Genomic DNA, 21,981 nt, shown 5'->3' on the forward strand with positions numbered 1-21,981 from the left:
CTCGATGTTCGTGTGCCTGTGTAACGGAGTTACCAGCCAAACGGTGACCGAGGCGGTCGAAGCCGGCGCCTGCACGACCAAGGACGTCGCACAGGCCTGCGGGGCGGGCGCCGACTGCGGGCGCTGCCGGCGAACCGTCCAGGCGATGCTGCGCTCACCGAACCCGAACGGCGAAACCCGGCCCAGCTGACGCAGTGCTCTTAGCGGCGAACGCTGCCGTCGGGCGACATCGGCTGGACGAGTTCGACGAGCAGCGGCGGGATTTCGAGCCGCGGTAAGACCACCTCGACGAGCACCATGCTGTCTCGGTGCTGCGCGGCGGCGGTCAAGGCGTCATCGAGCTCACCGTAGGTCTGCACCCGGAACGCCAGGTGATTGGCGACCCCCAGCGCGTTGGGGAGGTCCGTCCACTTCCAATTCACGATGTCGTTGTAGGGCGCCGTCTCTCCATGGATCGCCCGCTCGACGGTGTAGCCATCGTTGTTGACCACCACGATGACCGGGGACAGGCCCTCCCGCGAGAAGTTGCCGAGCTCTTGGACGGTCAGTTGCGCGGCGCCGTCGCCGATCAGCAACACGGTCCGGCGGTCCGGATGTGCCACCCCGGCACCCAGCGCCGCGGGCAGCGTGTAACCGATTGAGCCCCATAGTGGTTGGCCGATGAATGTCACGCCTTGCGGCAAGCGGTGGTCGGCCATGCCGTAAAAGGAGGTGCCCTGGTCGGCGAGGACCACGTTGCCCGGCGTGAGGGCTACGCAGAGGCGGTCCCACAGCATCTCTTGCGTCAGCGGTTGATCGCGCGAAGGGGGTGGGGGCAGGTCGTCGGCGGGCGGCGACGCCACCGGCGGTGACGTGATCGGGCGCCGGGTCAGGATGGTGGCCAGCGCCTCCAGCGCGGCGCCCATCTCCAGCGGCGCGAAGACCTCGCCGGCCACACTGCTCTGGTACTGCCCGACGTCGATGGTCCGCGCCGGGTCGATCCGCTGGCTGAAGAAGCCGCTGACCATGTCGGTGAACACCACGCCGGCGGTCACCAGAACCGGTGCCTCCTCGATCGCCGTGCGCACCGCTGGGGCGCTGGCCGATCCGGCGTAGATCCCCAGGTAGTTGGGTGAGCTTTCGTCCAGCAGGCTCTTACCCCACATCAGGGTCGCGTAGGGCACCACGTCGGCCGCCAGAAGCGCCTCGAGTTCTTTGACCACCTGCAGCCGGTGAACCAGCAAGTCGGCCAGCACGGTCAGCTGGTGGTCGGCGATGAGTTCGGAGGCGGCCTCGACGAACAGTGACAGCGCGCGCGGGCTGGTGCCGCCGGTGTAGCGGGGTAGTGGGTCACCGGGCGGTTCGGTGGGGAAGCGGGCCACATCGGTGGAGAGCAGGATGTACCCGGGCCGCTTCTGCTCGCGCACCTCGGACAGCACCCGGTCGATCTCCCGGCGGGCGGTCGCGGGCATGAGGTTGGCTTGGGCACAGGTGATCTCGCGGCTGATCCGGAAGAAGTGCTCGAAGTCTCCGTCGCCGAGCGAGTGGTGCAGCGCGCGCCGGGTGCCCTGCGCGTCTTTGGAGGGGCCACCGACGATGTGCACGACGGGCACCTGCTCGGCATAACTGCCCGCGATCGCGTTGGCCGCTGACAGTTCACCCACACCGAAAGTCGTTACCACTGCCGACATTCCGCGCAGCCGACCGTATCCGTCGGCGGCGTAGCCGGCGTTTAGCTCGTTGGCGTTGCCCACCCAGCGGATGGTGGGGTGGGCGACGATGTGGTCGAGGAATTCCAGGTTGTAGTCGCCGGGAACGCCGAAGATCTCGGTCACGCCGAGCTCGGCGAGGCGGTCCAACAGGTAGTCACCGACGGTGTAGACGGGCTCGGTCGCGGCGTCATTCACAAGCACGACGGTACCTGTCGAATCTATTCCGGGCGGGACGCCGTTTCAGTATCGTGCGGGCCATGGCAATCAGCGAATCCCGCGAAGTAGTCATCGAAGCAACGCCCCAGGAGATCCTGGACGTCATTGCAGATTTCGATTCCCTGAAGGATTGGTCGTCGGCCCATCAGAGCGCCGAAGTGCTCAACACCGGAGACGACGGGCTGCCCAGGGAAGTGAAGATGAAGGTCAAGACGGCGGGCATCACCGACGAGCAAGTGGTGGCCTACACCTGGGGGGACAACACCGTGAGCTGGACGTTGGTCAGCTCCGGTGCGCAGCGTGCCCAGGACGGGAAGTACGTGTTGACGCCCGAGGGTGACAAGACCCGGGTGAAATTCGACTTCACCGTCGACCCGACGGTCCCGCTACCGGGCTTCGTGCTGAAGCGGGTCGTGAAGGGCTCGATGGAGACGGCGACCGACGGCCTGCGCAAGCAGGTACTGAAGGTGAAGAAGGGCCGATAGCCACGGTGGGCGACGGCGGGCCCCTGGCCGGGGTGAAGGTTATCGAGCTCGGCGGGATCGGACCGGGGCCGCATGCGGGGATGATGCTGGCCGACCTCGGGGCCGACGTGGTGCGGGTGCGGCGCCCCGGCGGCCTCACGATGCCGCCCGAGGACCGGGATCTGCTGCATCGCGGGAAGCGGATCGTCGACCTGGACGTCAAAACGCAGCCTCAGGCGCTGCTCGATCTCGCCGCCAAAGCCGACGTGCTGCTGGATTGTTTCCGGCCGGGCACCTGCGAGCGACTCGGCATCGGTCCCGACGAGTGCGCGGCGGTCAATCCACGACTGATCTTCGCGCGGATCACCGGCTGGGGACAGGACGGGCCGCTGGCCCGGACGGCGGGCCACGACATCAACTACCTGTCGCAGACCGGCGCGCTGTCCGCGCTGGGCTACGCCGACCGGCCCCCGATGCCGCCGCTGAATCTGGTCGCCGACTTCGGCGGCGGTTCGATGCTGGTGCTGCTCGGCATCGCGGTCGCGCTGTATGAGCGGGAACGTTCGGGCAAAGGGCAGGTCATCGACGCGGCGATGGTGGACGGCGTCAGCCTGCTCGCGCAGATGATGTGGACCATGAAGTCGACTGGGGCGCTGCGCGACCGGCGCGAATCGTTTCTGCTCGACGGCGGCGCCCCGTTCTACCGCTGCTATGAGACCGCCGACGGCAGATACATGGCCGTCGGCGCCATCGAGCCGCAATTCTTCGCGGCACTGCTGACGGGGCTCGGCCTGTCGCCCGACGAGGTGCCCGGCCAGCTCGACATCGGGTCCTATCCACAGATGTACGACGCCTTCGCGAAACGGTTCGCCAGCCGGACCCGTGATGACTGGACGGCCATTTTCGCCGGCACCGATGCGTGCGTCACTCCGGTATTGACGTGGAGCGAAGCAGCGGCCGACGATCACTTGAGGACACGGTCCACTGTGATCACCGCCCACGGCGTCGACCAGGCCGCGCCCGGTCCGCGCTTCTCGCGCACCCCGGCCGCACCGGTCGGGCGGCCGCCGACGGCCACCACACCCCTTTCCGAAATCGACTGGTAGACAACCAGTTACGCCGAACCGGTGCGCGCCGGGGCCGGCGTTGCTAGGTTGAGCTCAGTGGCCGTAAAAGCATCACGCGAATTTGTCGTCGACGCGCCGCCAGAAGTGGTCATGGAGGCGCTGACAGATGTCGGCGTCCTATCGTCGTGGTCACCACTACACAAACACATCGAAGTGATCGACCGTTATCCCGACGGTCGACCCCACCACGTCAAGACCACGATCAAGATTCTGGGGCTCGTCGACAAAGAGATCCTGGAATATCACTGGGGTCCCGATTGGGTTGTCTACGACGCCAAAGGAACTTCCCAGCAGCATGGTCAGCATGTCGAGTACAACCTCAAGCCCGAGGGCGTCGACAAGACCCGGGTGCGCTTCGATGTCACGGTCGAACCCGGCCGGCCCATGCCTGCCTTCATCGTCCGGCGCGCGAGCGAAAGCGTTCTCGACTCAGCGGTAAAGGGATTGTGCGAATTGGTAAAGCGCTTCAGCGGTTCGGCCGACGCGGAATAGTCCGCCACTTCCCTTTTTCTCCTTCGTCAGCGGCTGAGCGATTGCTAACTTATTAGCAGTGGCCGTTCAAGCATCGTCGGAAATCGTCATTGACGCGCCTCCGGAAGTGATCATGGAGGCGCTGGCCGACATGGACGCCGTGCCGTCATGGTCGGCGGTGCACAAGCGGGTCGAAGTCGTCGACAAGCACCCCGACGGGCGACCCCACCACGTGAAGGTCACCATCGCAGTGACCGGCATCCACGACACCGAACTGCTCGAGTACCACTGGGGGCCGGACTGGATGGTGTGGGACGCCGCCAAGACCCCGCAACAACACGGCCAGCATGGCGAGTACAACTTGAGTCGGGTGGGCGACGACAAGACCCGGGTGCGATTCACCATCACGGTCGAGCCGTGGGCGCCGCTGCCGGAGTTCTGGGTCAACCGGGCCCGCAAGAAGATCCTCCACTCCGCGCTGGAGGGTCTGCGTAAGCGCGTGATCGAGGGCTTCGGCCCGGCCAGGTAGCCAGCCGGTCACCGCAGGACGGCCAGCCGCCTGATCGCCTCGTCGAGGGTGTCGTCGCGTTTGCAGAATGTGAAGCGCACCAAGTGATTCCACACTTCGGCTTGCGCGGAGGCGTGCGCCGCGGCCGGATCGCAGAAGGGCGAGAGCGGAATGGCCGCCACACCCGCCTTTTCCGGTAGCGCCGCGCAGAACGCGGTGCTGTCGCCGTAGCCGAGGGGGCGCGGGTCGGCGCACAGGAAGTACGTGCCGGCGCTGTCGTGCACCTCGAAGCCGATCTCGGACAGTCCGGCGGCCAGCCGGTCGCGACGGGCCGCCAAGGAGCGGCGAAGCTCGGCCACCCACGCGTCCTCGGTGTCGAGCGCGAGAGCCACCGCCGGCTGGAACGGCGCGCCGCCGACATAGCTCAGATACTGCTTCGCCGCGCGCACCCCGGCGATGAGTTGTGCTGGGCCGCAAGCCCATCCGATCTTCCAGCCGGTGCAGTTGAACATCTTGGCCGCGCTGGAGATGGTGACCGTCCGCTCGGCCATGCCGTCCAAGCCGGCCAACGGCAGATGCCGATGGTCGTCAAACACCAGGTGCTCGTACACCTCGTCGGTGATGACCAAGAGATCGGCGGCGACCGCGACCTCCGCGATGGCGGTCAGCTCGGCCGCGCTGAGCACCGTCCCGGTCGGGTTGTGCGGTGAGTTGACGATCAGCGCGCGGGTGCGTGGCGTCACCGCCCGGCGCAGTGCGTCGGCGTCCAGGGCGAAGCCGCGGCCGTGCGGGACCAGGGGCACGGCCACCCGGTGGGCGCCGGCCATCGCCACCACCGGCGAGTAGGAGTCGTAGAACGGCTCGATGAGCAGGACCTCCGAGCCGGGCTCGACCAGGCCGAGCACCGCGGATGCGATGGCCTCGGTCGCCCCGACCGTCACCAGCACCTCGGTGTCGGGGTCGTACTCGATGCCGAAGTGCCGCCGCCGCTGGGCGGCGATGGCGTGCCGCAGCGGCGCCACGCCGATGCCGGGCGGGTACTGGTTGTTCCCCTCCGCGATGGCGTCTTGGGCTGCCTTCAACATGGCCGCCGGCCCGTCCTCGTCGGGGAAACCCTGGCCGAGGTTGACCGCGCCGACCCGCGCGGCCAGCGCCGACATCTCGGCGAACACCGTGGTCGCGTACGGACGCAGTCGCGACACCGTCATGGTGGTCGAGCTTAGGGGCGCTGACGCCCGAGTGTGCGGCCGGCCGCACAGTCGCGTGCGAGGGGGTGAGTATTCGCCGACCAGCGGTGATCGGCCCAACCAACAGGTTGGCCGGGCACTTTGTTAGGGTGCGGTATCTGGACCTACCTTTAATACGGATCCGAAACCCACTTGCGAAGAGGAACTCGACATGTCCGAAGAAGCCTTCATCTATGAGGCCATCCGCACGCCGCGGGGCAAGCAAAGAAACGGCTCGCTGAACGAGGTCAAGCCGCTGAACCTGGTCGTCGGGCTGGTTGACGAGCTGCGCAGGCGCAACCCCGACCTGGACGAGAACCTGATCAGCGACATGATCCTGGGGTGCGTCTCGCCCGTCGGTGACCAGGGCGGCGACATCGCCCGGACCGCGGTGCTGGCCGCGGGGCTGCCCGAGACCACGGGTGGTGTGCAGCTCAACCGGTTCTGCGCCTCGGGCCTCGAGGCCGTCAACACCGCCGCGCAAAAGGTCCGCTCCGGCTGGGACGACCTGGTGCTGGCCGGCGGTGTCGAGTCGATGAGCCGCGTGCCGATGGGCTCCGACGGCGGCGCCTGGGCGCTCGACCCCGAGACCAACTACCAGATCGGCTTCGTGCCGCAGGGCATCGGCGCCGACCTGATCGCCACCATCGAGGGCTTCTCGCGCGAGGACGTCGACGCGTACGCGCTGCGGTCGCAGCAGAAGGCCGCCGAGGCCTGGTCGGGCGGCTACTTCGCCAAGTCGGTGGTGCCGGTGCGCGACCAGAACGGTCTGGTCATCCTCGACCACGACGAGCACATGCGGCCCGACACCACGATGGAGGGCCTGGCCAAGCTGAAGACCGCGTTCGACGGCATCGGCGAGATGGGCGGCTTCGACGACGTGGCGCTGCAGAAGTACCACTGGGTCGAAAAGATCAACCACGTCCACACCGGCGGCAACAGCTCCGGCATCGTCGACGGCGCCGCGCTGGTGCTCGTCGGCTCCGAGGCCGCCGGCAAGTCGCAGGGCCTGACTCCGCGCGCCCGCATCGTCGCGACCGCCACCAGTGGTGCCGACCCGGTCATCATGCTGACCGGCCCGACGCCGGCCACCCGCAAGGTGCTGGATCGCGCCGGGCTGACCGTCGACGACATCGACCTGTTCGAACTGAACGAGGCGTTCGCGTCGGTGGTGCTGAAGTTCCAGAAGGACCTCAACATCCCCGACGAGAAGCTGAACGTCAACGGTGGCGCCATCGCGATGGGCCACCCGTTGGGCGCCACCGGCGCCATGATCACCGGCACCATGGTCGACGAGCTCGAGCGCCGCAACGCGCGGCGCGCGCTGATCACACTGTGCATCGGCGGCGGCATGGGTGTCGCCACCATCATTGAGAGGGTTTAAGACCATGGCAGAGAACACCATTCAGTGGGATAAGGATGCGGACGGTATCGTCACGCTGACCCTTGACGACCCCACCGGGTCGGCCAACGTGATGAACGACCACTACCGCGAGTCGATCCACAACGCCGTCGAACGTCTTGTGGCCGAGAAGGATTCGATCACCGGTGTGGTAATCACCAGCGCGAAGAAGACCTTCTTCGCCGGTGGCGACCTGAAGGCGATGATCAACATCGGACCGGAGCACGCCGGCGACGCCTTCTCGTTGGTCGAGAACTCCAAGCGTGACCTGCGGGCCCTGGAAACCCTCGGCAAGCCGGTCGTGGCCGCCATCAACGGTGCTGCGCTCGGTGGTGGCCTGGAGATCACTCTGGCCTGTCACCACCGGATCATCGCCGACGTGCCGGGCGCGGTCGTCGGCTTCCCCGAGGTGACGCTGGGCCTGCTGCCCGGCGCCGGCGGTGTTGCCCGCAGTGTGCGGATGTTTGGCATCCAGAAGGCCTTCATGGAGGTACTGAGCCAGGGGACGCGGTTCAAGCCGGGCAAGGCCAAGGAGGTCGGTCTGGTCGACGAGGTGCTGCCGACAGTCGAGGAGCTGGTGCCCGCCGCCAAGGCGTGGATCAAGGCCAACCCCGACTCGCACACCCAGCCGTGGGATGCCAAGGGCTACAAGATGCCTGGCGGCACCCCGTCCAGCCCCGGGCTGGCCGGCATCCTGCCGTCCTTCCCCGCGCTGCTGCGCAAGCAGCTCAAGGGTGCGCCGATGCCGGCGCCGCGGGCCATCCTGGACGCAGCCGTCGAGGGTGCGCAGGTCGACTTCGACACGGCCAGCCGCATCGAGAGCCGCTACTTCACGTCTCTGGTCACCGGCCAGGTCGCCAAGAACATGATCCAGGCGTTCTTCTTCGACCTGCAGCACATCAACGGCGGCGGCTCGCGCCCCGACGGCATCGAGCCGGTCAAGATCAACAAGATCGGTGTGCTCGGCGCGGGCATGATGGGCGCCGGCATCGCGTACGTATCGGCGAAGGCCGGCTTCGACGTGGTGCTCAAGGACGTCAGTATCGAGGCCGCGGAGAAGGGCAAGAACTACTCGGAAAAGCTTGAAGCCAAGGCACTTCAGCGGGGCAAGACCACCGAGGAGAAGAGCAAGGCGCTGCTGGACCGCATCACGCCGTCCGCCGATCCCGCCGACTTCAAGGGCGTCGACTTCGTAATCGAGGCGGTGTTCGAGAACCAGGAACTCAAGCACAAGGTGTTCCAGGAGATCGAGGACATCGTCGAGCCGAACGCGCTGCTGGGCTCCAACACCTCGACGCTGCCGATCACCGGTCTGGCGACCGGCGTCAAGCGGCAGGAGGACTTCATCGGGATCCACTTCTTCTCACCGGTCGACAAGATGCCGCTGGTCGAAATCATCAAGGGCGAGAAGACTTCTGACGAGGCGCTGGCCCGTGTATTCGACTACACGCTGGCCATCGGCAAGACCCCGATCGTCGTCAACGACAGCCGCGGCTTCTTCACCAGCCGCGTCATCGGCACCTTCGTCAACGAGGCCCTGGCGATGCTCGGCGAGGGCGTGGAACCCGCCAGCATCGAGCACGCCGGCTCGCAGGCCGGCTACCCGGCGCCGCCGCTGCAGCTGTCCGACGAGCTCAACCTCGAGCTGATGCACAAGATCGCGGCCGCCACCCGTAAGGGTGTCGAGGACGCGGGCGGCACCTACGAGCCGCACCCCGCGGAGGCGGTCGTGGAGAAGATGATCGAGATCGGCCGCCCGTCGCGGCTGAAGGGCGCCGGCTTCTACGAGTACGTCGACGGCAAGCGCACCGGGCTGTGGCCCGGCCTGCGCGAGACGTTCAAGTCCGGTTCGTCGCAGCCGCCGCTGCAGGACATGATCGACCGGATGCTGTTCGCCGAGGCGCTGGAAACCCAGAAGTGCCTTGACGAGGGCGTGTTGACGTCGACCGCCGACGCCAACATCGGGTCGATCATGGGCATCGGCTTCCCGCCGTACACCGGTGGTAGCGCGCAGTTCATCGTCGGCTACGAGGGTGCGGGCGGTACGGGCAAGGAAGCCTTCGTGGCCCGGGCGCGTGAGCTGGCCGCCAAGTACGGCGACCGTTTCCTGCCGCCAGACTCGCTGACGTAGTTTCCTCAATCGCAAAGCCCCCAAAACGGTTGTTTTGGGGGCTTTTGCGTGGGCTGCGAGGGGTGCGCTACGCGTTATGTGTCGCGCCGTTGGAACAGGTAGTACCACGCCGGTGTCGTCTCGGCGCGATCCAGCTCGCGTTCTGCGCCGGCCGACAGCAACGTCCAGGTGGACGCGAAGCGTCGTTCCATCTCGGCGCGGCTGACACCTCGAACTCCGATGCGGCCGTCGGGTACGAACGCGACGATGAGCAGCCGCGCGTCGGGGGCCGCGACGGCGGTGATCTCCCGGACGTAGGCGTCGCGATCGTCGTCGCTCATGTTATGCATGCAGCCGTTGTCGACGATCAACTCGAAGTTCGCGCCGATCCCAGTCCGGCTCAACTGCGTGACGTCGGCCTGGACGAAGTTCACCACAGCGCCGGCGGCCCCGGCCTTGGCGCGGGCCCGGTCGAGGGGCTTGGCCACGAAGTCGACCGCGGTGACGTTCCAACCGTGATGGGCGAGATAGATCGAGCAGTCACCGGTACCGCACCCGACTTCGAGGGCCGAGCCCGCCGGTAGCGCCGGCGTGTCGTCTGTTCCCTCGACCAGATCCCGCACGCTCTGCGCGAGCGGATGACCGTCCCACGGCGTGAAACCGATGCGGTAGAAGATCCGAAACAGCGTCTGCTTAGAAGCCATAACTCACAGTAGGCCCGATGACCGTGGCCGGTCATCCCTACTTGCAGGCGGCGGCGATTCGGCGCCACTCCTCGCGCGGGAAGACCGTCGGGTCGGCCAGCAGCACCTGGACGCACACGTGGTCGGCGCCGGCCGAACGATGCTCGGCCACCCTGCGCATGATCGCATCTTCGTCGCCCCACGCGATGATGGCGTCGAAGAGCCGATCGCTCACCTGCGCCAGATCCTCTTCGGAGAACCCGCTGCGCAGCAGGTTGTTGGCGTAGTTGGGCAACGCCAAATACGCACGCAGCCAATCCGTTCCGATGCGTCGTGCCTCGTCGGCGCTGTCGGTCAGGATCACCGTCTGCTCCGGCAGCAGCAGGGGGCCGTCGCCCAAAGTCGAACGGGCGGAGGCGGTGTGGTCGGGGGTGACCAGGTAGGGGTGGGCCCCGCGGGCACGGGTCGCGGCCAGTGCAAGCATCTTCGGACCGAGCGCGGCAAGAACCCGTCGCCCGGAGGGTACGGGGCGGGGGGCGGCATCCAACCCGTCCAAGAATGACGCCGTCGCCGCCAGCGGTTTGCGGTATCGCCCGGGTTGGCCGGCGTCGATCAGCGGTGCGTGGCTGACGCCGATGCCCAGCAGGAAGCGGTCCCCGTGCTCGGCGGTCAGCGTCGCATAGGAGTCGGCGACGTCGCCGGGCGCATGCATCCACAGGTTGAGGATCCCCGTGGCGATGACGGTCCGCTTGGTCGCGGCGAGTAGGTTGCCGACCGCGTCGAACACCGGCCCGCCGACGTCGGGTATCCACAGCGCGGGAAAGCCCAGTTCGTCCAATTCCGCTGCCGCCTCGGCGGATTCGGACGGGTCGCCGTAGCGCAGTTGACTGCTCCAGATCCCCACACCGGTTAGCTCCATCAGCGATCATTCCTTTCGTGGTGAGAAGCTCTCAGGCCTCGACGTCGTCGTAATCGGGTACCGGCATCGAATCGTGCATCCGGATGCCGTTGGTGTTCAGTTTCGCCAGCGCCCGCGACAGGGAGCCGGGCATCAACGAGACTAGTTGGGCGCCACGGGTCAACGCCCACACCCCGACCCGCGAGCCGGGAATGATGCTCTTGGCGGCACCGCGCGCGAAGGCCCGGCTGCGGTGCACCGGTTCGCGCATCTGCAATTCGTAGGCGGCGAACGCGCGCAGGTGGTCGCCGTCCGCCCGGGCGAGCTCGCCGGCCAGCACGTAGGCGCCGAGCACCGCGAGGCTGGTGCTGCCGCCCACCGCGGGGCCGGGGCAATATCCCGCGTCGCCGACAAGGGTGACCCGACGGCGCGACCATCTGTCGAGCCGCAGTTGGCTGATCGAATCGAAGTAGAACGCCGGCGTGCGGTCGATTTCGCCCAGCCAGCCGTCCACCTGGTGGTGCATGTTCGCGAACGCGTCGCGCAAGAGAGCCTTCTGCCGCAACGCATCCCGATGGTCGTAGTCGAGTTCTCGTTTGGAGCGGAACAGGAAAACGGCGCGCGCGTCGTCCAAGTGCTCGGCGGTGTAGATGGCCGCCAGGCGGCCCACACCGATGTGGCAGGTCATCTCGCCGCGGCTGGCCAGCGCCTTGGGTGCCGACACCACCGCGAGGTAGCCGCCGAGGAACCGGGTGAGGTTGGCTTCCTCGCCGAAGGTCAGGTGCCGAACGTTGGAGTGCAGCCCGTCGGCGCCGACGATGACGTCGAACCGGCGGGCAGGGGCACGCTCGAACGTCACCTCGCCGTCATGTTCGATCGCTGTGATCGAGTCGCCGAACAGGTACTCGACGTCGTCGCGACCGGCGGCGTAGTAGATCTCGCTGAGGTCGTCGCGCATGATCTCCACGTGCCGGTCCGATGTGGCGGCGTAGATCTTGGTGAGGTCGATCTCGAAGGGCCGCGTCCGGCCTTCCCGATGCATGGTCATGCGGTTCGTTCCGGTGGCGAGCGCTTCGATCTCGGGCAGGACTCCCATGCTCGCCGAAATCTCCATCGCGGGACGGAACAGGTCGACGGCGTGGCCGCCGGTTTTACGCAGGATGGGCGCGCGCTCGACGACGGTGACGTCGAAGCCATGACGGGTCAACCAGTACGCAAGCACCGGGCCGGCGATGCTGGCGCCGGAGACGAGGACCCGCATCATGACCTCCCGTGCTTACTCGACGTTCGGTAAAGCCTAACGAGGCGGCGGCGCTCGACGCGCTCGGCGTCTAAGGAGGTGCCCGGCGACGCGGAAAGGGTTGTGGCGCTTATGCTCTGGTCATGCGGCGCCTTGGTCCAGGGGATTCTGCGTGAAGATGGCACCGGAGGTCTGGCCCTGGTCATGGCAAACGGGGCAATGGCCGACGGGCCGGATGCGACCGCGGTGAGCCCTTTCGGGCTAAAGTCCGTTGCTATGCGCTTCGGTCTCTTCATCCCGCAAGGCTGGCGAATGGATCTGGTCGACATCGAACCGGATAAGCACTGGGCGGTGATGCGCGACCTGGCCACCTACGCCGACAACAGCGCCTGGGACTCGCTGTGGGTCTACGACCACTTCCACACCGTCCCGGTGCCGACCGGTGAAGCCACGCACGAGGCGTGGACGTTGATGGCCGCCTACGGGGCGGTCACGTCGCGGATCAAACTTGGCCAGATGTGCACCGCGATGAGCTACCGCAATCCGGTGTACCTGGCCAAGGTCGCGGCGACCGCCGACGTCATCTCGGGTGGGCGGATCCAGATGGGCATCGGCGGTGGCTGGTACGAACACGAGTGGCGCGCTTACGGTTACGGATTCCCGTCGGCAGGCGTGCGACTGGCCCGGCTGGACGAGGGCGTGCAGATCATGCGTGATGCGTGGCGCGACGGCAGGGTCAGCTTCGACGGCAAACACTACCAGGTCGACGGCGCTATCGTTTCCCCTAAGCCCGTGCAGGACAACGGGATTCCGCTGTGGATTGCCGGCGATGGTGAGAAGGTGACCTTACGCATTGCCGCGAAATACGCCCAGTACACCAACTTCACCCCGGAACCCCAAGCCTTCGCGCACAAGTCGGAAGTGCTGGCCCAGCACTGTCAGCGGCTGGGCACCGACTTCGATGCCATCGTGCGTTCGGCCAACTTCAACGCCGTCGTCGGAACCTCGGACGCCGACGTCAAGGACCGGCTACAGCGCGTCCGCGACCGGGTCGTCCGCTACGTGCCCGAGGCGGCCGCCGATGCGATGCTCGCCGCGGGCAGCGGACCGGACTCGGCGACGGGCACACCGGAACAGGTGATCGAGCGGATCGCCAGGCTCCGCGACCTCGGCTGCGAATACGCCATCTGCTATTTCCCGGAGGCCGCGTACGACCGCTCCGGCATCGAGCTGTTCGAGCGCGAGGTGATTCCCGCGCTGAGCTAGCCGTCAGATGTCGGAGGTGACGTACCTCTTCTTGGCGGGAGGCTCGGCCAGCAGCGGTGGCAACTCGGTCAGCCGGCCTTCGCCGGCACGAAACGTGCGGTAGGCCTCGTCGTGCTCGACCGTGTCCCATAGTTCGTAGATCAGCCAGTGGGCCTCGTCGTCCTCGTCGACGAGCACGTCGGTACCCAGGTTTCCGGCAAAGGCCCGGGTGTCTTGTAACGCCCGGCCCATGATGTCGCGGGCCTGCGGCACCGCGTCGGGCTTGAACTTCAGTTCGAGTATCACCGTGACTGGCATAGTCGTCTCCTCGGTTGCGACGGCGATCTCAAGATATCTGCCGTCGGCCATCAAGAAAGAGAATGCGGTTTCCACTTTTCGGAAAGCTGTTATACGGTTCAGTGAGCAACATTCTGTTGGCGCACCGTGGACGCTTCTGGAGGATCCCCCGATGCAAAAAGCACTCGCCCCCGAGATCTCTACCTGGCCCGATGAGAGCCCACAGCTGATCGGCAGTCGCTGCGGCAGCTGCGGCGCCACTACGTTCCCGGTGCAGCAGTGGTGTCCGCGCTGCAGCGTCGGCGAGATGACCGACGTGTTGCTGCCGCGCCGCGGAACCCTCGTCGCCTGGACCACTCAGGGCTTCCCGCCCGGGGCTCCGTACGCCGGCCCGGCCGGCAAGGACTTCGTCCCGTTCGGGGTGGGGCTGGTCCAGCTCGACGACGTGATCCGAGTCGAGGGGCGGTTGACCGAGAACGACCCGGCCAAGCTGCAGTTCGGGCAGGAGGTCGAGCTCACCATGGTCCCGCTCACCACCGACGAAGAGGGCACCGAAATCATGACGTTCGCTTTCCAGCCGGTCGCATAAGGAGACTGAGATGACCAACGATGTCGCCATCATCGGCGTCGGCCTGCATCCGTTCGGCCGGTTCGAAAAGACAGCGATGCAGATGGGCGCCGAGGCTATCCAGTCGGCACTGAAGGACGCCGGTGTCCAGTGGAAGGACATCCAGTTCGGTTTCGGCGGTAGCCACGAGGTGTCCAACCCCGACGCGGTGACCCGACTGGTCGGGCTGACCGGTATCACCTTCACCAACGTCTTCAACGCCTGTGCCACCGCGGCCAGCGCCATCCAGCAGACCGCCGACACGATCCGGTTGGGCAAGTACGACATCGGCATCGCCATCGGCCTGGACAAACACCCGCGCGGCGCGTTCACCGACGACCCCGCCAAGCTCGCGCTGCCGCAGTGGTACGCGCAGAACGGCCAGTTCGTTACCACCAAGTTCTTCGGGATGAAGGCCAACAAATACCTGCACGACCACAACATCTCGCAGGCCACCTTGGCCAAGGTGGCGGCTAAGAACTTCCGCAACGGTGCGCTGAACCCGAATGCGTTCCGCCGCAAGCCGATTTCCGAGGAAGAGATCCTCAATTCCGCCGTGCTCAACTACCCGCTGACGCAGTACATGTTCTGCGCGCCCGACGAGGGCGCCGCAGCGGTGATCATGTGCCGGGCCGACATGGCGCACAAGTACACCGACAAGCCGGTCTATGTGCGAGCCTGCGAGATCCGCACCCGCCGCTACGGCGCCTACGAAGTGCATGCCACCTTCGCGCCGCTCGACGAGGACGTCTCCCCGACGGTGTACGCGTCCAAAGCGGCCTACGAGGCGGCCGGCATTGGTCCCGAGGACGTCGACGTCGCCCAACTTCAGGACACCGACGCGGGCAACGAGGTCATCCACATGGCCGAGACCGGTCTGTGCGCCGACGGCGAGCAGGAGAAGCTGCTGGCCGACAGCGCCACCGAGATCCACGGCTCGATGCCGGTCAACACCGACGGCGGGTTGATCGCCAACGGCGAGCCGATCGGCGCGTCGGGGCTCCGGCAGATGCACGAACTGGTTCGTCAGCTACGCGGCGAGGCGGGCGAGCGTCAGGTGCCCGGCAACCCGCGCGTCGGCCTGGCCCAGGTTTACGGCGCGCCGGGCACCGCGTCGGCGACCATCCTGTCGCTCTAGTTAGCGCGAGCAGACGCAGAATCGCACTCACGCAAGGCGTTTCGTGCGATTTTGCGTCTGCTCGCGGCAAATCAGATAGCCGGGCCCAGTAGGTCGTCCGCGTCGCGGATGATGTAGCCGTAGCCCTGCTCGGCGAGGAATCGCTGACGGTGCGCGGCATATTCGGCGTCCAGGCTGTCGCGCGCCACGACGGAGTAGAAGATGGCGCCGCCACCGTCGGCCTTGGGCCGCAGCAACCGCCCCAGCCGCTGCGCCTCCTCCTGGCGTGACCCGAAGGTTCCGGAAACCTGCACGGCCACAGAGGCTTCCGGCAAGTCGATGGAGAAGTTGGCGACCTTGGACACCACCAATGTCGACACTTCGCCGCGCCGGAAGGCGTCGAACAGTTCTTCGCGTTCGTTGGTCCGGGTCGACCCCTGGATCACCGGGGCGTTCAGCTCGGCGCCGAGCTCGTCGAGCTGGTCGAGGTAGGCGCCGATCACCAGCGTCTGTTCGCCGGGGTGCCGGCTCAACACCGACTTGACCACGGCGATCTTCGAATGCGCCGTCGAGCAAAGCTTATAGCGCTCTTCGGGTTCCGCGGTGGCGTATATCATTCGCTCGTTGTCGGTCATGGTGACCCGCACTTCGACACACTCCGCCGGCGCGATCCAGCCCTGGGCCTCGATGTCCTTCCACGGCGCGTCGTAGCGCTTCGGGCCGATGAGGGAGAACACGTCGCCCTCGCGGCCGTCTTCGCGGACCAACGTGGCGGTCAGGCCGAGGCGGCGCTTCGATTGCAGGTCGGCGGTCATGCGGAACACCGGCGCCGGCAGCAGGTGGACCTCGTCGTAGATGATCAGCCCCCAGTCGCGGCTGTCGAAGAGTTCCAGGTGCCGGTACTCGCCCTTGGTGCGGCGGGTGATCATCTGATACGTCGAGATGGTGACGGGCCGAATTTCCTTGCGTTCTCCTGAATATTCGCCGACCTCGTCCTCCGTCAGCGAGGTGCGGGCAACCAGTTCGCGTTTCCATTGCCGGGCCGCGACGATGTTGGTGACGAGGATCAGCGTCGTCGCGCTGGCCTTCGCCATCGCCGCCGCGCCCACCAGCGTCTTGCCGGCCCCGCACGGAAGCACCACCACCCCGGACCCGCCGGACCAGAACGAATCCGTGGCCATCTGCTGGTAATCGCGCAGATGCCAGCCGTCCTGCGCCAGGCTTATCGGGTGTGCCTCGCCGTTGACGTAGCCCGCGAGATCCTCGGCGGGCCAACCGATCTTGAGCAGCATCTGCTTGACGCGGCCGCGCTCGCTGGGGTGGACGACGACCGTGTCGTCGTCGATCCGGGCGCCGAGCATGGGTGCGATCTTCTTGTTGCGCAACACCTCCTCGAGCACCGCGCGGTCCAGGCTCACCAGCGTCAGGCCCTGCGCCGGGTGTTTGACCAGCTGCAGGCGGCCGTAGCGCGCCATGGTGTCGACGATGTCGACCAGCAGCGGCTGGGGCACCGCGTAACGCGAGAAGCTGACCAGCGCGTCGACGACCTGTTCGGCGTCATGGCCGGCGGCGCGGGCGTTCCACAACGCCAACGGTGTGATGCGGTAGGTGTGCACGTGCTCGGGCGCGCGCTCGAGCTCGGCGAACGGCGCGATGGCGGCACGCGCCGCACCGGCCTGCTCGTGGTCAACTTCGAGCAACACAGTCTTGTCGGACTGCACAATCAACGGGCCGTCAGTCAATGGCGCCGCTCCTATTCATTCTCTCGCCGACGCGACTCATGCCATCCATTATCGGCCGTTGGCCGACACTACCGACGTGATGCGGTGGATGGCGAAGTCGCGCAGTCGCCCCGACGCCGAGTCGAAGGCCGTCAGCTGGCCGCCCCGAACAGTGATGGGCGACACAACCCGCTGGGTGGCGACACCGGCGGCATCCAAATAACCGATCACCAGCGTGTCTTGTTCCCTGGCCGCGCGCTGCAACAACGACATGGTGACCGTCGGATCGACGCGAATACTGCCGAACGGAGCGGCGGTCACCTTTCGCAGCACCGCCACCACCGCGTTCAAGCTCTCACTGTTGGGACGCGGCATCGCGCGGTAGGGCCGCCGCTGCTGCGGCGTGGGCACCCGGGCGCCCCGGGGACGGACGTCGACGATGGCGCCGGTGGAGTCCTCGGCCGCCGGGGCGAAGCCCGCCGCCCGCAACGCGACCAGCACCTCGCCGATCGGCGCCGGAGACACCGCGACCGTCGGGGCCAGGGCGCGCAGTTGCACCCGTTCGGTCGCGGGTGCGGCCACGGCCTGGGCCAGCAGCGCCGGGTCCTCGCACCGCACGAACGAAGCCGCCATACCGATCCTCAGCTGGCCGTGCCGGCGTGCGACGTCGTCGATCAGGTAAGTAAGGCCCTGTGGGACAGGCGTTTTGGAGTGTTTGGCAAACAGGGCATGCATCCAGTCGCGCGTCTTCCCGACGTCAAGCGCGTGCCGGATCGTCTGCTCGCTGATGCGGTACACCATTGCTGTGCCGGCCGATTCGACGGTCGCCACCGCGGCCAGCTGCTCGGCGAGATCGCGCTGCAGTGGGCCCGGTACGACCACGGTCAGATCGGCCTGGACCAGGAAGTAATCGATCGGTTTGGGTAGGGCCCGCGCCATGGCGTGGATCGCGGCCTGGGCGTCGGCGCCTTCGTCCAGCAGGACACGGCCCGGGGTGCTGAGCGCCCCGCGCCCGACCAGGCCCAGCGCGTGGCTCTCGGTCAGCAGATCACCCACGGGTCCGGGCTGTAGCCGCTTGGCCCAGCGCGGCCGCCGCCAGATGAGTGCCGCCGACGCTTCGACCGCGTTGACGCCGGCACCCGGCGGCAATTGCGCCAGCGTGCCCAGCAGCAGCCGGCGATCCAGCGGGGCGGCCGTTGAGTACAACCCATCCGTAAGCGCGCCAAAGGGTTTGGCGTCGGGGCCGCGGGTTCCGATCAAGGCCGGCCGGCTCGGCAGGTCAAGCCAGCTACTGGCCAGCAGGTGCCAGCGCTCGGCGGAGGGCAGCGCCGTGAACCGGTCGGTCGCCACCGTCGGCGCCCAGTACGGTCCTTCCCCGGTGGCCGGTTCGGGATCGGGCATCCCGCTGGCGATCAAGCCGGCCGCGGCCGCCACTTCGAGAATCAGACCCAGCCGCGACTCGTCGATGCCCGTCGTTTTGCTGAGCCGCTTGACGTCACGAATTCCCAGTCCGCCGCTGCGCAGCTCGGAAACCGGTGCGGCGGCAAGCGTTTCGATCAGGACGTCGAGTTCTCGCAGCAGGTCGATGGTGGCCCCGGCCGCCGACGCGTCGACGTCGTCGGTGGTGGTGGTCGACACGACCGGATCGGGCGCCGTCAGCTGCCTGGGACCGGGCTGTTCGCCGCGCAGCACCTGCCCGACGTGGCGGGGCAGGATCACCGTCTCGGCGTCGATGCGTCGCAGCAGGCCCATCGCCAGCAGCTGGGGCACCGGCCGGTCCGTGGGGGCGCCGGGCGCGGCGTCACGGGTGCGGCCCATCGGAGAACCCTCGAGAAGCTTCTTCAGCACGTCGAGCTGGGCCTGGTTCAGGTCGTCGATGAGTCCGGCGATCTCTTCGCCACCGCGGGAGGCGTCCTCGAGGGTGACCTGGCCCGGGTGCCACGGCAGTGCCGTGGCGGCGTCGGGTGCGACGCGGAGTGCGGCATCGCCCCAGACCAGGGCGCGCTCCCGGAGATCGTCCAACGCGCCCACCACGTCGGCCTCGGGGGCGCGCTCACCGATCAGGGCCAGCAGTTTCGCCGTCGGCACCGGGGTGGCATCGGCCTGCAGCACCAGGAGCGCATCGAGCACCGCCAGCCGCAGGAAGTCGAGGTCGTCGGTGGCGGCCTTGACCGACTGGCGGGCCTGAGTCCGCGCGGCCAGCGCGGCGATGCTGCCGGGCGGCGGCTGGGCGAGGTCCGGCCGCAGCTCTAGCAGTCGGATCAGCCGCTCATCGGGCAAGTCGGCCAGCCACGACCCCAGCGGGATATCCGGGGTGTTGTCGGTCATTACTGACCAGCGTAAAACAGTCGGAGCATCCCACGTAGGTGACGAATGTCGGCAGCTCGTCCGTCGAACCGGCGGTCTTGCACCACGCGCGCAAGAGTGACCTGTCAGAATGGACGGCGTGGCTGACACTACTGAGGGCAAAGCACGCAAAACCAGATATGTCGACAACGGGTGGCCGACGACGGACCACGACGACCACGCGGTAAGCGAACTCGCGACCGACCGCACGGGTGCGTTGTCGCCCTTCGGCGAGCTGGTGTTCCCGCTGCCCTCCACTGACCTGCCCTACCTGCACCCGGTCACCGTCGTTAACCGGTAGGGGCGCCAGGATGGCTAGGGCCTCTGAGGCCGGAAAGCCGCCGGCAACCTGGGCGTCGGGAGAACCCCCCTCGGGCGCACTGTCACATCTGGACGACCGTGGCGCGGCGCACATGGTCGATGTCAGCGCCAAAGGAGCCACCAAACGAACCGCCGTAGCCGCGGGTGCCTTGCATACTTCGCCGCACGTGGTGGAGCTGATCTCGGCCGGGGGCCTGCCCAAGGGCGACGCGTTGGCTACCGCACGGGTCGCGGGCATTCTGGCGGCGAAGCGCACCAGTGACCTGATACCGCTCTGCCACCAGTTGGCGCTTACCGGGGTCGACGTGGATTTCACCGTGGGGGAGGCCGACATCGAGATCACTGCGACGGTGCGCAGCACCGACCGCACCGGTGTGGAGATGGAGGCGCTGACCGCCGTCAGTGTTGCCGGTCTGACGCTCTACGACATGATCAAAGCGGTTGACCCCGCCGCGCGCATCGATGACATTCGGGTGCTGCGCAAGGAAGGCGGCAAGACCGGAACGTGGGTGCGGTGATGAGCGCCCGATCCGCCCGCGTCATCATCGCCTCCACCCGCGCGTCGGCCGGAGTGTACGACGACCGGTGCGGGCCGATCATCGCCGAATGGCTTGGGCAGCGCGGATTTTCGTTCGGCGAGCCCGAGGTGGTTGCCGACGGCGAGCCGGTCGGCGAGGCCCTGCGCAAGGCGGTCGACGACGGTGTCGACGTCATCATCACTTCGGGGGGCACCGGCATCTCGCCCAGCGACAGCACGCCCGACCAGACGGTGGCCGTGCTGGACTACCTGATCCCGGGGCTGGCCGATGCCATCCGCCGGTCGGGCCTGCCGAAGGTGCCGACGTCGGTGTTGTCACGCGGCGTCTGCGGCGTGGCGGGACGCACCCTGATCGTCAACCTGCCGGGTTCGCCCGGTGGGGTGCGCGATGGCTTGGGCGTGCTCGCCGATGTGCTCGATCACGCGCTCGATCAGCTCGCCGGTGGAGATCACCAGCGATGACGCTCGTCGTCCGCGCGGCCATGACCGATCACCCGATCTTGCTGGCCGAGCACGAGGAACTCGTGGGCCATCAGTCGGCCGGCGCCATCGTCGGCTTTGTCGGCATGATTCGCGACCACGACGGCGGCCGGCGGGTGGTCCGGCTGGAGTACTCCGCGCATCCGTCGGCTGAACAGGTCTTGGCGGAGGTGGTGGCCGATGTCGCGGAACAGTCGAGCGGGGTGCGCGCCGTCGCGGCGAGCCACCGGACCGGGGTACTGCACATCGGGGACGCCGCGCTGGTGGCGGCGGTCGCTGCCGACCATCGTCAGGCGGCGTTCACCACCTGTGCGCTTCTGGTCGACACCATCAAGGCGCGGCTACCGGTCTGGAAGCACCAGTTCTTCGACGACGGAACCGACGAATGGGTGGGCTCGGCCTAACGCCGTAGCGATTGGTGTCCGTTCTCACTGATGTTGGGGCATTCTCATTGAATCTGAGGCACGAGGTTTAGCGTTTAAATGTGCTGACATCGGCGGTGTCGGCTGGACGGTTGTAGCGAGTGCCGTGGACTTGGAGTTCCACACCCGCGAGGGCTGCTTGCGTCAACAAATTGACCGATGTGCTGGCAAGCGGTTTGAGCTGGATTGCGCACCGGTGCGAAATTTCCCGTCATTTCGTGGCCAACGGAACTTTCCCGGGCTGTGGTGGTTTGCCACCACGGGTGCGCGCGTTGGTCACGAGTCCTGGGTTGAGCGTGATCAGTTGATGGCATTGGATGACGATCCAGATGTGGTTGATGTTCTGTCGCAACCCTTTTGGTTCCGCTGGCCTGATGGTACGGCATGCACCTGATTAATTTGTGCGCCGCCGCGATGGATCTGTTGTGGTGGTCGATGTTCGTGAGGACGATCGGATCTACGACGCCGATCAGAAAGTATTCGATCGATCTGCGGTGACGTGCGCGGCGGTAGGTTGGGATTATCGCCGTGTCGGTGGTCTTGATCCGGTGCTAAGGGTGAACCTGCGGTGGTTGTCGGGTTATCGGCATCCGCGGGTGCTACGGACCAGCTTGGCTGGCCAACTCGCTGAGGTGGTCGCTCGGGTCCGTCCGTTGTGGCTGGTGTGCTGGCGGTGGGGACTCCCCTTGTGGTGTTGCCGGTGGGTCGTGTCCCTGCCGCGGTGTAAAAGAATCCGGACGTAGGTTCCCTCGAAGACCGGCAAGTCTGATGGAAGGAGCACTACGTCCGTGTCGAAGAGGGTATCGCCTGTGCAGCGGTTGCAGGCAGAAATTGATGGTGTGTTCGCCGGC

22 protein-coding genes are annotated in these 21,981 nt (G+C 67.0%); 14 read left to right on the top strand and 8 right to left on the bottom strand.

Features of this window, described 5'->3' with window-relative positions:
• The first annotated feature begins 4 nt into the window (after positions 1 to 4).
• Complete coding sequence (locus tag AWC17_RS09240) at positions 5 to 190, top strand: (2Fe-2S)-binding protein (RefSeq protein ID WP_046183464.1); 186 nt, start codon at positions 5 to 7, stop codon at positions 188 to 190.
• A 10-nt stretch (positions 191 to 200) separates the two neighbouring features.
• On the opposite strand, the gene AWC17_RS09245 is transcribed toward AWC17_RS09240, so the two are convergent.
• Entirely contained in the window at positions 201 to 1,886 is a 1,686-nt protein-coding gene (locus tag AWC17_RS09245; protein ID WP_046183463.1) for an alpha-keto acid decarboxylase family protein, read from the bottom strand.
• 62 nt (positions 1,887 to 1,948) lie between these two features.
• Here AWC17_RS09245 and AWC17_RS09250 point away from each other — a divergent pair, with 62 nt between their 5' ends.
• Genes AWC17_RS09250 through AWC17_RS09265 form a run of 4 tightly spaced genes read left to right on the top strand, consistent with a single transcriptional unit; the run spans position 1,949 to position 4,498 of the window.
• Positions 1,949 to 2,392: an SRPBCC family protein gene (locus AWC17_RS09250; RefSeq protein ID WP_046183462.1), complete on the top strand. Its 444-nt coding sequence runs from the start codon at positions 1,949 to 1,951 to the stop codon at positions 2,390 to 2,392.
• 5 nt (positions 2,393 to 2,397) lie between these two features.
• Positions 2,398 to 3,477, top strand: coding sequence for a CaiB/BaiF CoA transferase family protein (locus AWC17_RS09255; protein WP_082122966.1), 1,080 nt, complete (start codon positions 2,398 to 2,400; stop codon positions 3,475 to 3,477).
• 57 nt (positions 3,478 to 3,534) lie between these two features.
• A complete protein-coding gene (locus AWC17_RS09260) occupies positions 3,535 to 3,990 on the top strand; it encodes an SRPBCC family protein (RefSeq protein ID WP_082122965.1) in 456 nt (151 codons plus the stop codon).
• A 58-nt stretch (positions 3,991 to 4,048) separates the two neighbouring features.
• Complete coding sequence (locus AWC17_RS09265) at positions 4,049 to 4,498, top strand: SRPBCC family protein (protein ID WP_046183460.1); 450 nt, start codon at positions 4,049 to 4,051, stop codon at positions 4,496 to 4,498.
• 8 nt (positions 4,499 to 4,506) lie between these two features.
• Here AWC17_RS09265 and AWC17_RS09270 read toward each other — a convergent pair whose 3' ends face one another.
• Positions 4,507 to 5,685 carry a pyridoxal phosphate-dependent aminotransferase gene (locus AWC17_RS09270; RefSeq protein ID WP_046183459.1) on the bottom strand — a complete coding sequence of 393 codons (1,179 nt, stop codon included), beginning with the start codon at positions 5,683 to 5,685 and terminating at the stop codon, positions 4,507 to 4,509.
• A 190-nt stretch (positions 5,686 to 5,875) separates the two neighbouring features.
• Between AWC17_RS09270 and AWC17_RS09275 the strand changes: the two genes are divergently transcribed.
• A complete protein-coding gene (locus tag AWC17_RS09275) occupies positions 5,876 to 7,087 on the top strand; it encodes an acetyl-CoA C-acetyltransferase (protein WP_046183458.1) in 1,212 nt (403 codons plus the stop codon).
• Between the two features lie 4 nt (positions 7,088 to 7,091).
• Positions 7,092 to 9,236, top strand: a complete 2,145-nt coding sequence (locus AWC17_RS09280) for a 3-hydroxyacyl-CoA dehydrogenase NAD-binding domain-containing protein (protein ID WP_046183457.1) — start codon at positions 7,092 to 7,094, stop codon at positions 9,234 to 9,236.
• 74 nt (positions 9,237 to 9,310) lie between these two features.
• On the opposite strand, the gene AWC17_RS09285 is transcribed toward AWC17_RS09280, so the two are convergent.
• The 3 genes from AWC17_RS09285 to AWC17_RS09295 are packed head-to-tail and all read right to left on the bottom strand — an operon-like array spanning position 9,311 to position 12,057.
• Positions 9,311 to 9,919 (bottom strand): class I SAM-dependent methyltransferase, encoded by a 609-nt coding sequence (locus AWC17_RS09285; RefSeq protein WP_046183456.1) that lies wholly within the window; start codon positions 9,917 to 9,919, stop codon positions 9,311 to 9,313.
• Positions 9,920 to 9,956: 37 nt separating this feature from the next.
• The gene (locus AWC17_RS09290) at positions 9,957 to 10,817 is read right to left on the bottom strand and encodes an LLM class F420-dependent oxidoreductase (protein ID WP_046183455.1); all 861 of its coding nucleotides are present in this window, start codon (positions 10,815 to 10,817) and stop codon (positions 9,957 to 9,959) included.
• Between the two features lie 31 nt (positions 10,818 to 10,848).
• Positions 10,849 to 12,057, bottom strand: coding sequence for an FAD-dependent monooxygenase (locus AWC17_RS09295; RefSeq protein ID WP_047321854.1), 1,209 nt, complete (start codon positions 12,055 to 12,057; stop codon positions 10,849 to 10,851).
• A gap of 255 nt (positions 12,058 to 12,312) precedes the next feature.
• Between AWC17_RS09295 and AWC17_RS09300 the strand changes: the two genes are divergently transcribed.
• Positions 12,313 to 13,302, top strand: coding sequence for an LLM class F420-dependent oxidoreductase (locus AWC17_RS09300; RefSeq protein WP_046186180.1), 990 nt, complete (start codon positions 12,313 to 12,315; stop codon positions 13,300 to 13,302).
• Between the two features lie 3 nt (positions 13,303 to 13,305).
• On the opposite strand, the gene AWC17_RS09305 is transcribed toward AWC17_RS09300, so the two are convergent.
• Positions 13,306 to 13,599, bottom strand: coding sequence for a putative quinol monooxygenase (locus AWC17_RS09305; RefSeq protein ID WP_046186186.1), 294 nt, complete (start codon positions 13,597 to 13,599; stop codon positions 13,306 to 13,308).
• 151 nt (positions 13,600 to 13,750) lie between these two features.
• Here AWC17_RS09305 and AWC17_RS09310 point away from each other — a divergent pair, with 151 nt between their 5' ends.
• Together AWC17_RS09310 and AWC17_RS09315 are read left to right on the top strand one after the other, a co-directional pair.
• On the top strand, positions 13,751 to 14,167 hold the full coding sequence (locus tag AWC17_RS09310) for a Zn-ribbon domain-containing OB-fold protein (protein ID WP_046186181.1): 417 nt from the start codon (positions 13,751 to 13,753) through the stop codon (positions 14,165 to 14,167).
• Positions 14,168 to 14,177: 10 nt separating this feature from the next.
• Positions 14,178 to 15,323 (top strand): thiolase family protein, encoded by a 1,146-nt coding sequence (locus tag AWC17_RS09315; RefSeq protein WP_046186182.1) that lies wholly within the window; start codon positions 14,178 to 14,180, stop codon positions 15,321 to 15,323.
• Positions 15,324 to 15,394: 71 nt separating this feature from the next.
• Here the strand turns inward: AWC17_RS09315 and AWC17_RS09320 are convergent, their stop codons facing one another.
• Both AWC17_RS09320 and AWC17_RS09325 read right to left on the bottom strand, forming a co-directional pair.
• Complete coding sequence (locus AWC17_RS09320; RefSeq protein ID WP_046186183.1) at positions 15,395 to 17,044, bottom strand: DNA repair helicase XPB; 1,650 nt, start codon at positions 17,042 to 17,044, stop codon at positions 15,395 to 15,397.
• A 48-nt stretch (positions 17,045 to 17,092) separates the two neighbouring features.
• On the bottom strand, positions 17,093 to 19,351 hold the full coding sequence (locus tag AWC17_RS09325; RefSeq protein WP_047321831.1) for a helicase-associated domain-containing protein: 2,259 nt from the start codon (positions 19,349 to 19,351) through the stop codon (positions 17,093 to 17,095).
• Positions 19,352 to 19,469: 118 nt separating this feature from the next.
• Between AWC17_RS09325 and AWC17_RS09330 the strand changes: the two genes are divergently transcribed.
• From AWC17_RS09330 to AWC17_RS09345, 4 genes are read left to right on the top strand one after another with little or no spacing between them, the layout of a single operon-like run.
• The gene (locus tag AWC17_RS09330) at positions 19,470 to 19,670 is read left to right on the top strand and encodes a hypothetical protein (RefSeq protein ID WP_141224561.1); all 201 of its coding nucleotides are present in this window, start codon (positions 19,470 to 19,472) and stop codon (positions 19,668 to 19,670) included.
• Between the two features lie 10 nt (positions 19,671 to 19,680).
• On the top strand, positions 19,681 to 20,208 hold the full coding sequence (gene moaC, locus AWC17_RS09335) for a cyclic pyranopterin monophosphate synthase MoaC (protein ID WP_082123193.1): 528 nt from the start codon (positions 19,681 to 19,683) through the stop codon (positions 20,206 to 20,208).
• A complete protein-coding gene (locus AWC17_RS09340) occupies positions 20,208 to 20,690 on the top strand; it encodes a MogA/MoaB family molybdenum cofactor biosynthesis protein (RefSeq protein ID WP_046186532.1) in 483 nt (160 codons plus the stop codon). Before moaC ends, AWC17_RS09340 begins: the two co-directional genes overlap by 1 nt.
• Complete coding sequence (locus tag AWC17_RS09345; RefSeq protein WP_046186528.1) at positions 20,687 to 21,112, top strand: molybdenum cofactor biosynthesis protein MoaE; 426 nt, start codon at positions 20,687 to 20,689, stop codon at positions 21,110 to 21,112. The genes AWC17_RS09340 and AWC17_RS09345 overlap by 4 nt, the downstream gene beginning before the upstream one ends.
• The last annotated feature ends 869 nt before the right edge of the window (positions 21,113 to 21,981 follow it).

The organism is Mycobacterium nebraskense (assembly GCF_002102255.1).
In the GTDB taxonomy this organism is placed as follows: domain Bacteria; phylum Actinomycetota; class Actinomycetes; order Mycobacteriales; family Mycobacteriaceae; genus Mycobacterium; species Mycobacterium nebraskense.

Excerpts from the sequence above, each read along its gene's own strand:
- AWC17_RS09345 (WP_046186528.1), top strand. The coding sequence starts at position 20,687 with ATGACGCTCGTCGTCCGCGCGGCCATGACCGATCACCCGATCTTGCTG.
- AWC17_RS09300 (WP_046186180.1), top strand. The coding sequence starts at position 12,313 with ATGCGCTTCGGTCTCTTCATCCCGCAAGGCTGGCGAATGGATCTGGTC.
- AWC17_RS09280 (WP_046183457.1), top strand. The coding sequence starts at position 7,092 with ATGGCAGAGAACACCATTCAGTGGGATAAGGATGCGGACGGTATCGTC.
- AWC17_RS09240 (WP_046183464.1), top strand. The coding sequence starts at position 5 with ATGTTCGTGTGCCTGTGTAACGGAGTTACCAGCCAAACGGTGACCGAG.
- AWC17_RS09315 (WP_046186182.1), top strand. The coding sequence starts at position 14,178 with ATGACCAACGATGTCGCCATCATCGGCGTCGGCCTGCATCCGTTCGGC.
- AWC17_RS09275 (WP_046183458.1), top strand. The coding sequence starts at position 5,876 with ATGTCCGAAGAAGCCTTCATCTATGAGGCCATCCGCACGCCGCGGGGC.
- AWC17_RS09250 (WP_046183462.1), top strand. The coding sequence starts at position 1,949 with ATGGCAATCAGCGAATCCCGCGAAGTAGTCATCGAAGCAACGCCCCAG.
- AWC17_RS09325 (WP_047321831.1), bottom strand. The coding sequence starts at position 19,351 with ATGACCGACAACACCCCGGATATCCCGCTGGGGTCGTGGCTGGCCGAC.
- AWC17_RS09290 (WP_046183455.1), bottom strand. The coding sequence starts at position 10,817 with ATGGAGCTAACCGGTGTGGGGATCTGGAGCAGTCAACTGCGCTACGGC.
- AWC17_RS09340 (WP_046186532.1), top strand. The coding sequence starts at position 20,208 with ATGAGCGCCCGATCCGCCCGCGTCATCATCGCCTCCACCCGCGCGTCG.
- AWC17_RS09305 (WP_046186186.1), bottom strand. The coding sequence starts at position 13,599 with ATGCCAGTCACGGTGATACTCGAACTGAAGTTCAAGCCCGACGCGGTG.
- AWC17_RS09295 (WP_047321854.1), bottom strand. The coding sequence starts at position 12,057 with ATGCGGGTCCTCGTCTCCGGCGCCAGCATCGCCGGCCCGGTGCTTGCG.
- AWC17_RS09270 (WP_046183459.1), bottom strand. The coding sequence starts at position 5,685 with ATGACGGTGTCGCGACTGCGTCCGTACGCGACCACGGTGTTCGCCGAG.
- moaC (WP_082123193.1), top strand. The coding sequence starts at position 19,681 with ATGGCTAGGGCCTCTGAGGCCGGAAAGCCGCCGGCAACCTGGGCGTCG.
- AWC17_RS09285 (WP_046183456.1), bottom strand. The coding sequence starts at position 9,919 with ATGGCTTCTAAGCAGACGCTGTTTCGGATCTTCTACCGCATCGGTTTC.
- AWC17_RS09310 (WP_046186181.1), top strand. The coding sequence starts at position 13,751 with ATGCAAAAAGCACTCGCCCCCGAGATCTCTACCTGGCCCGATGAGAGC.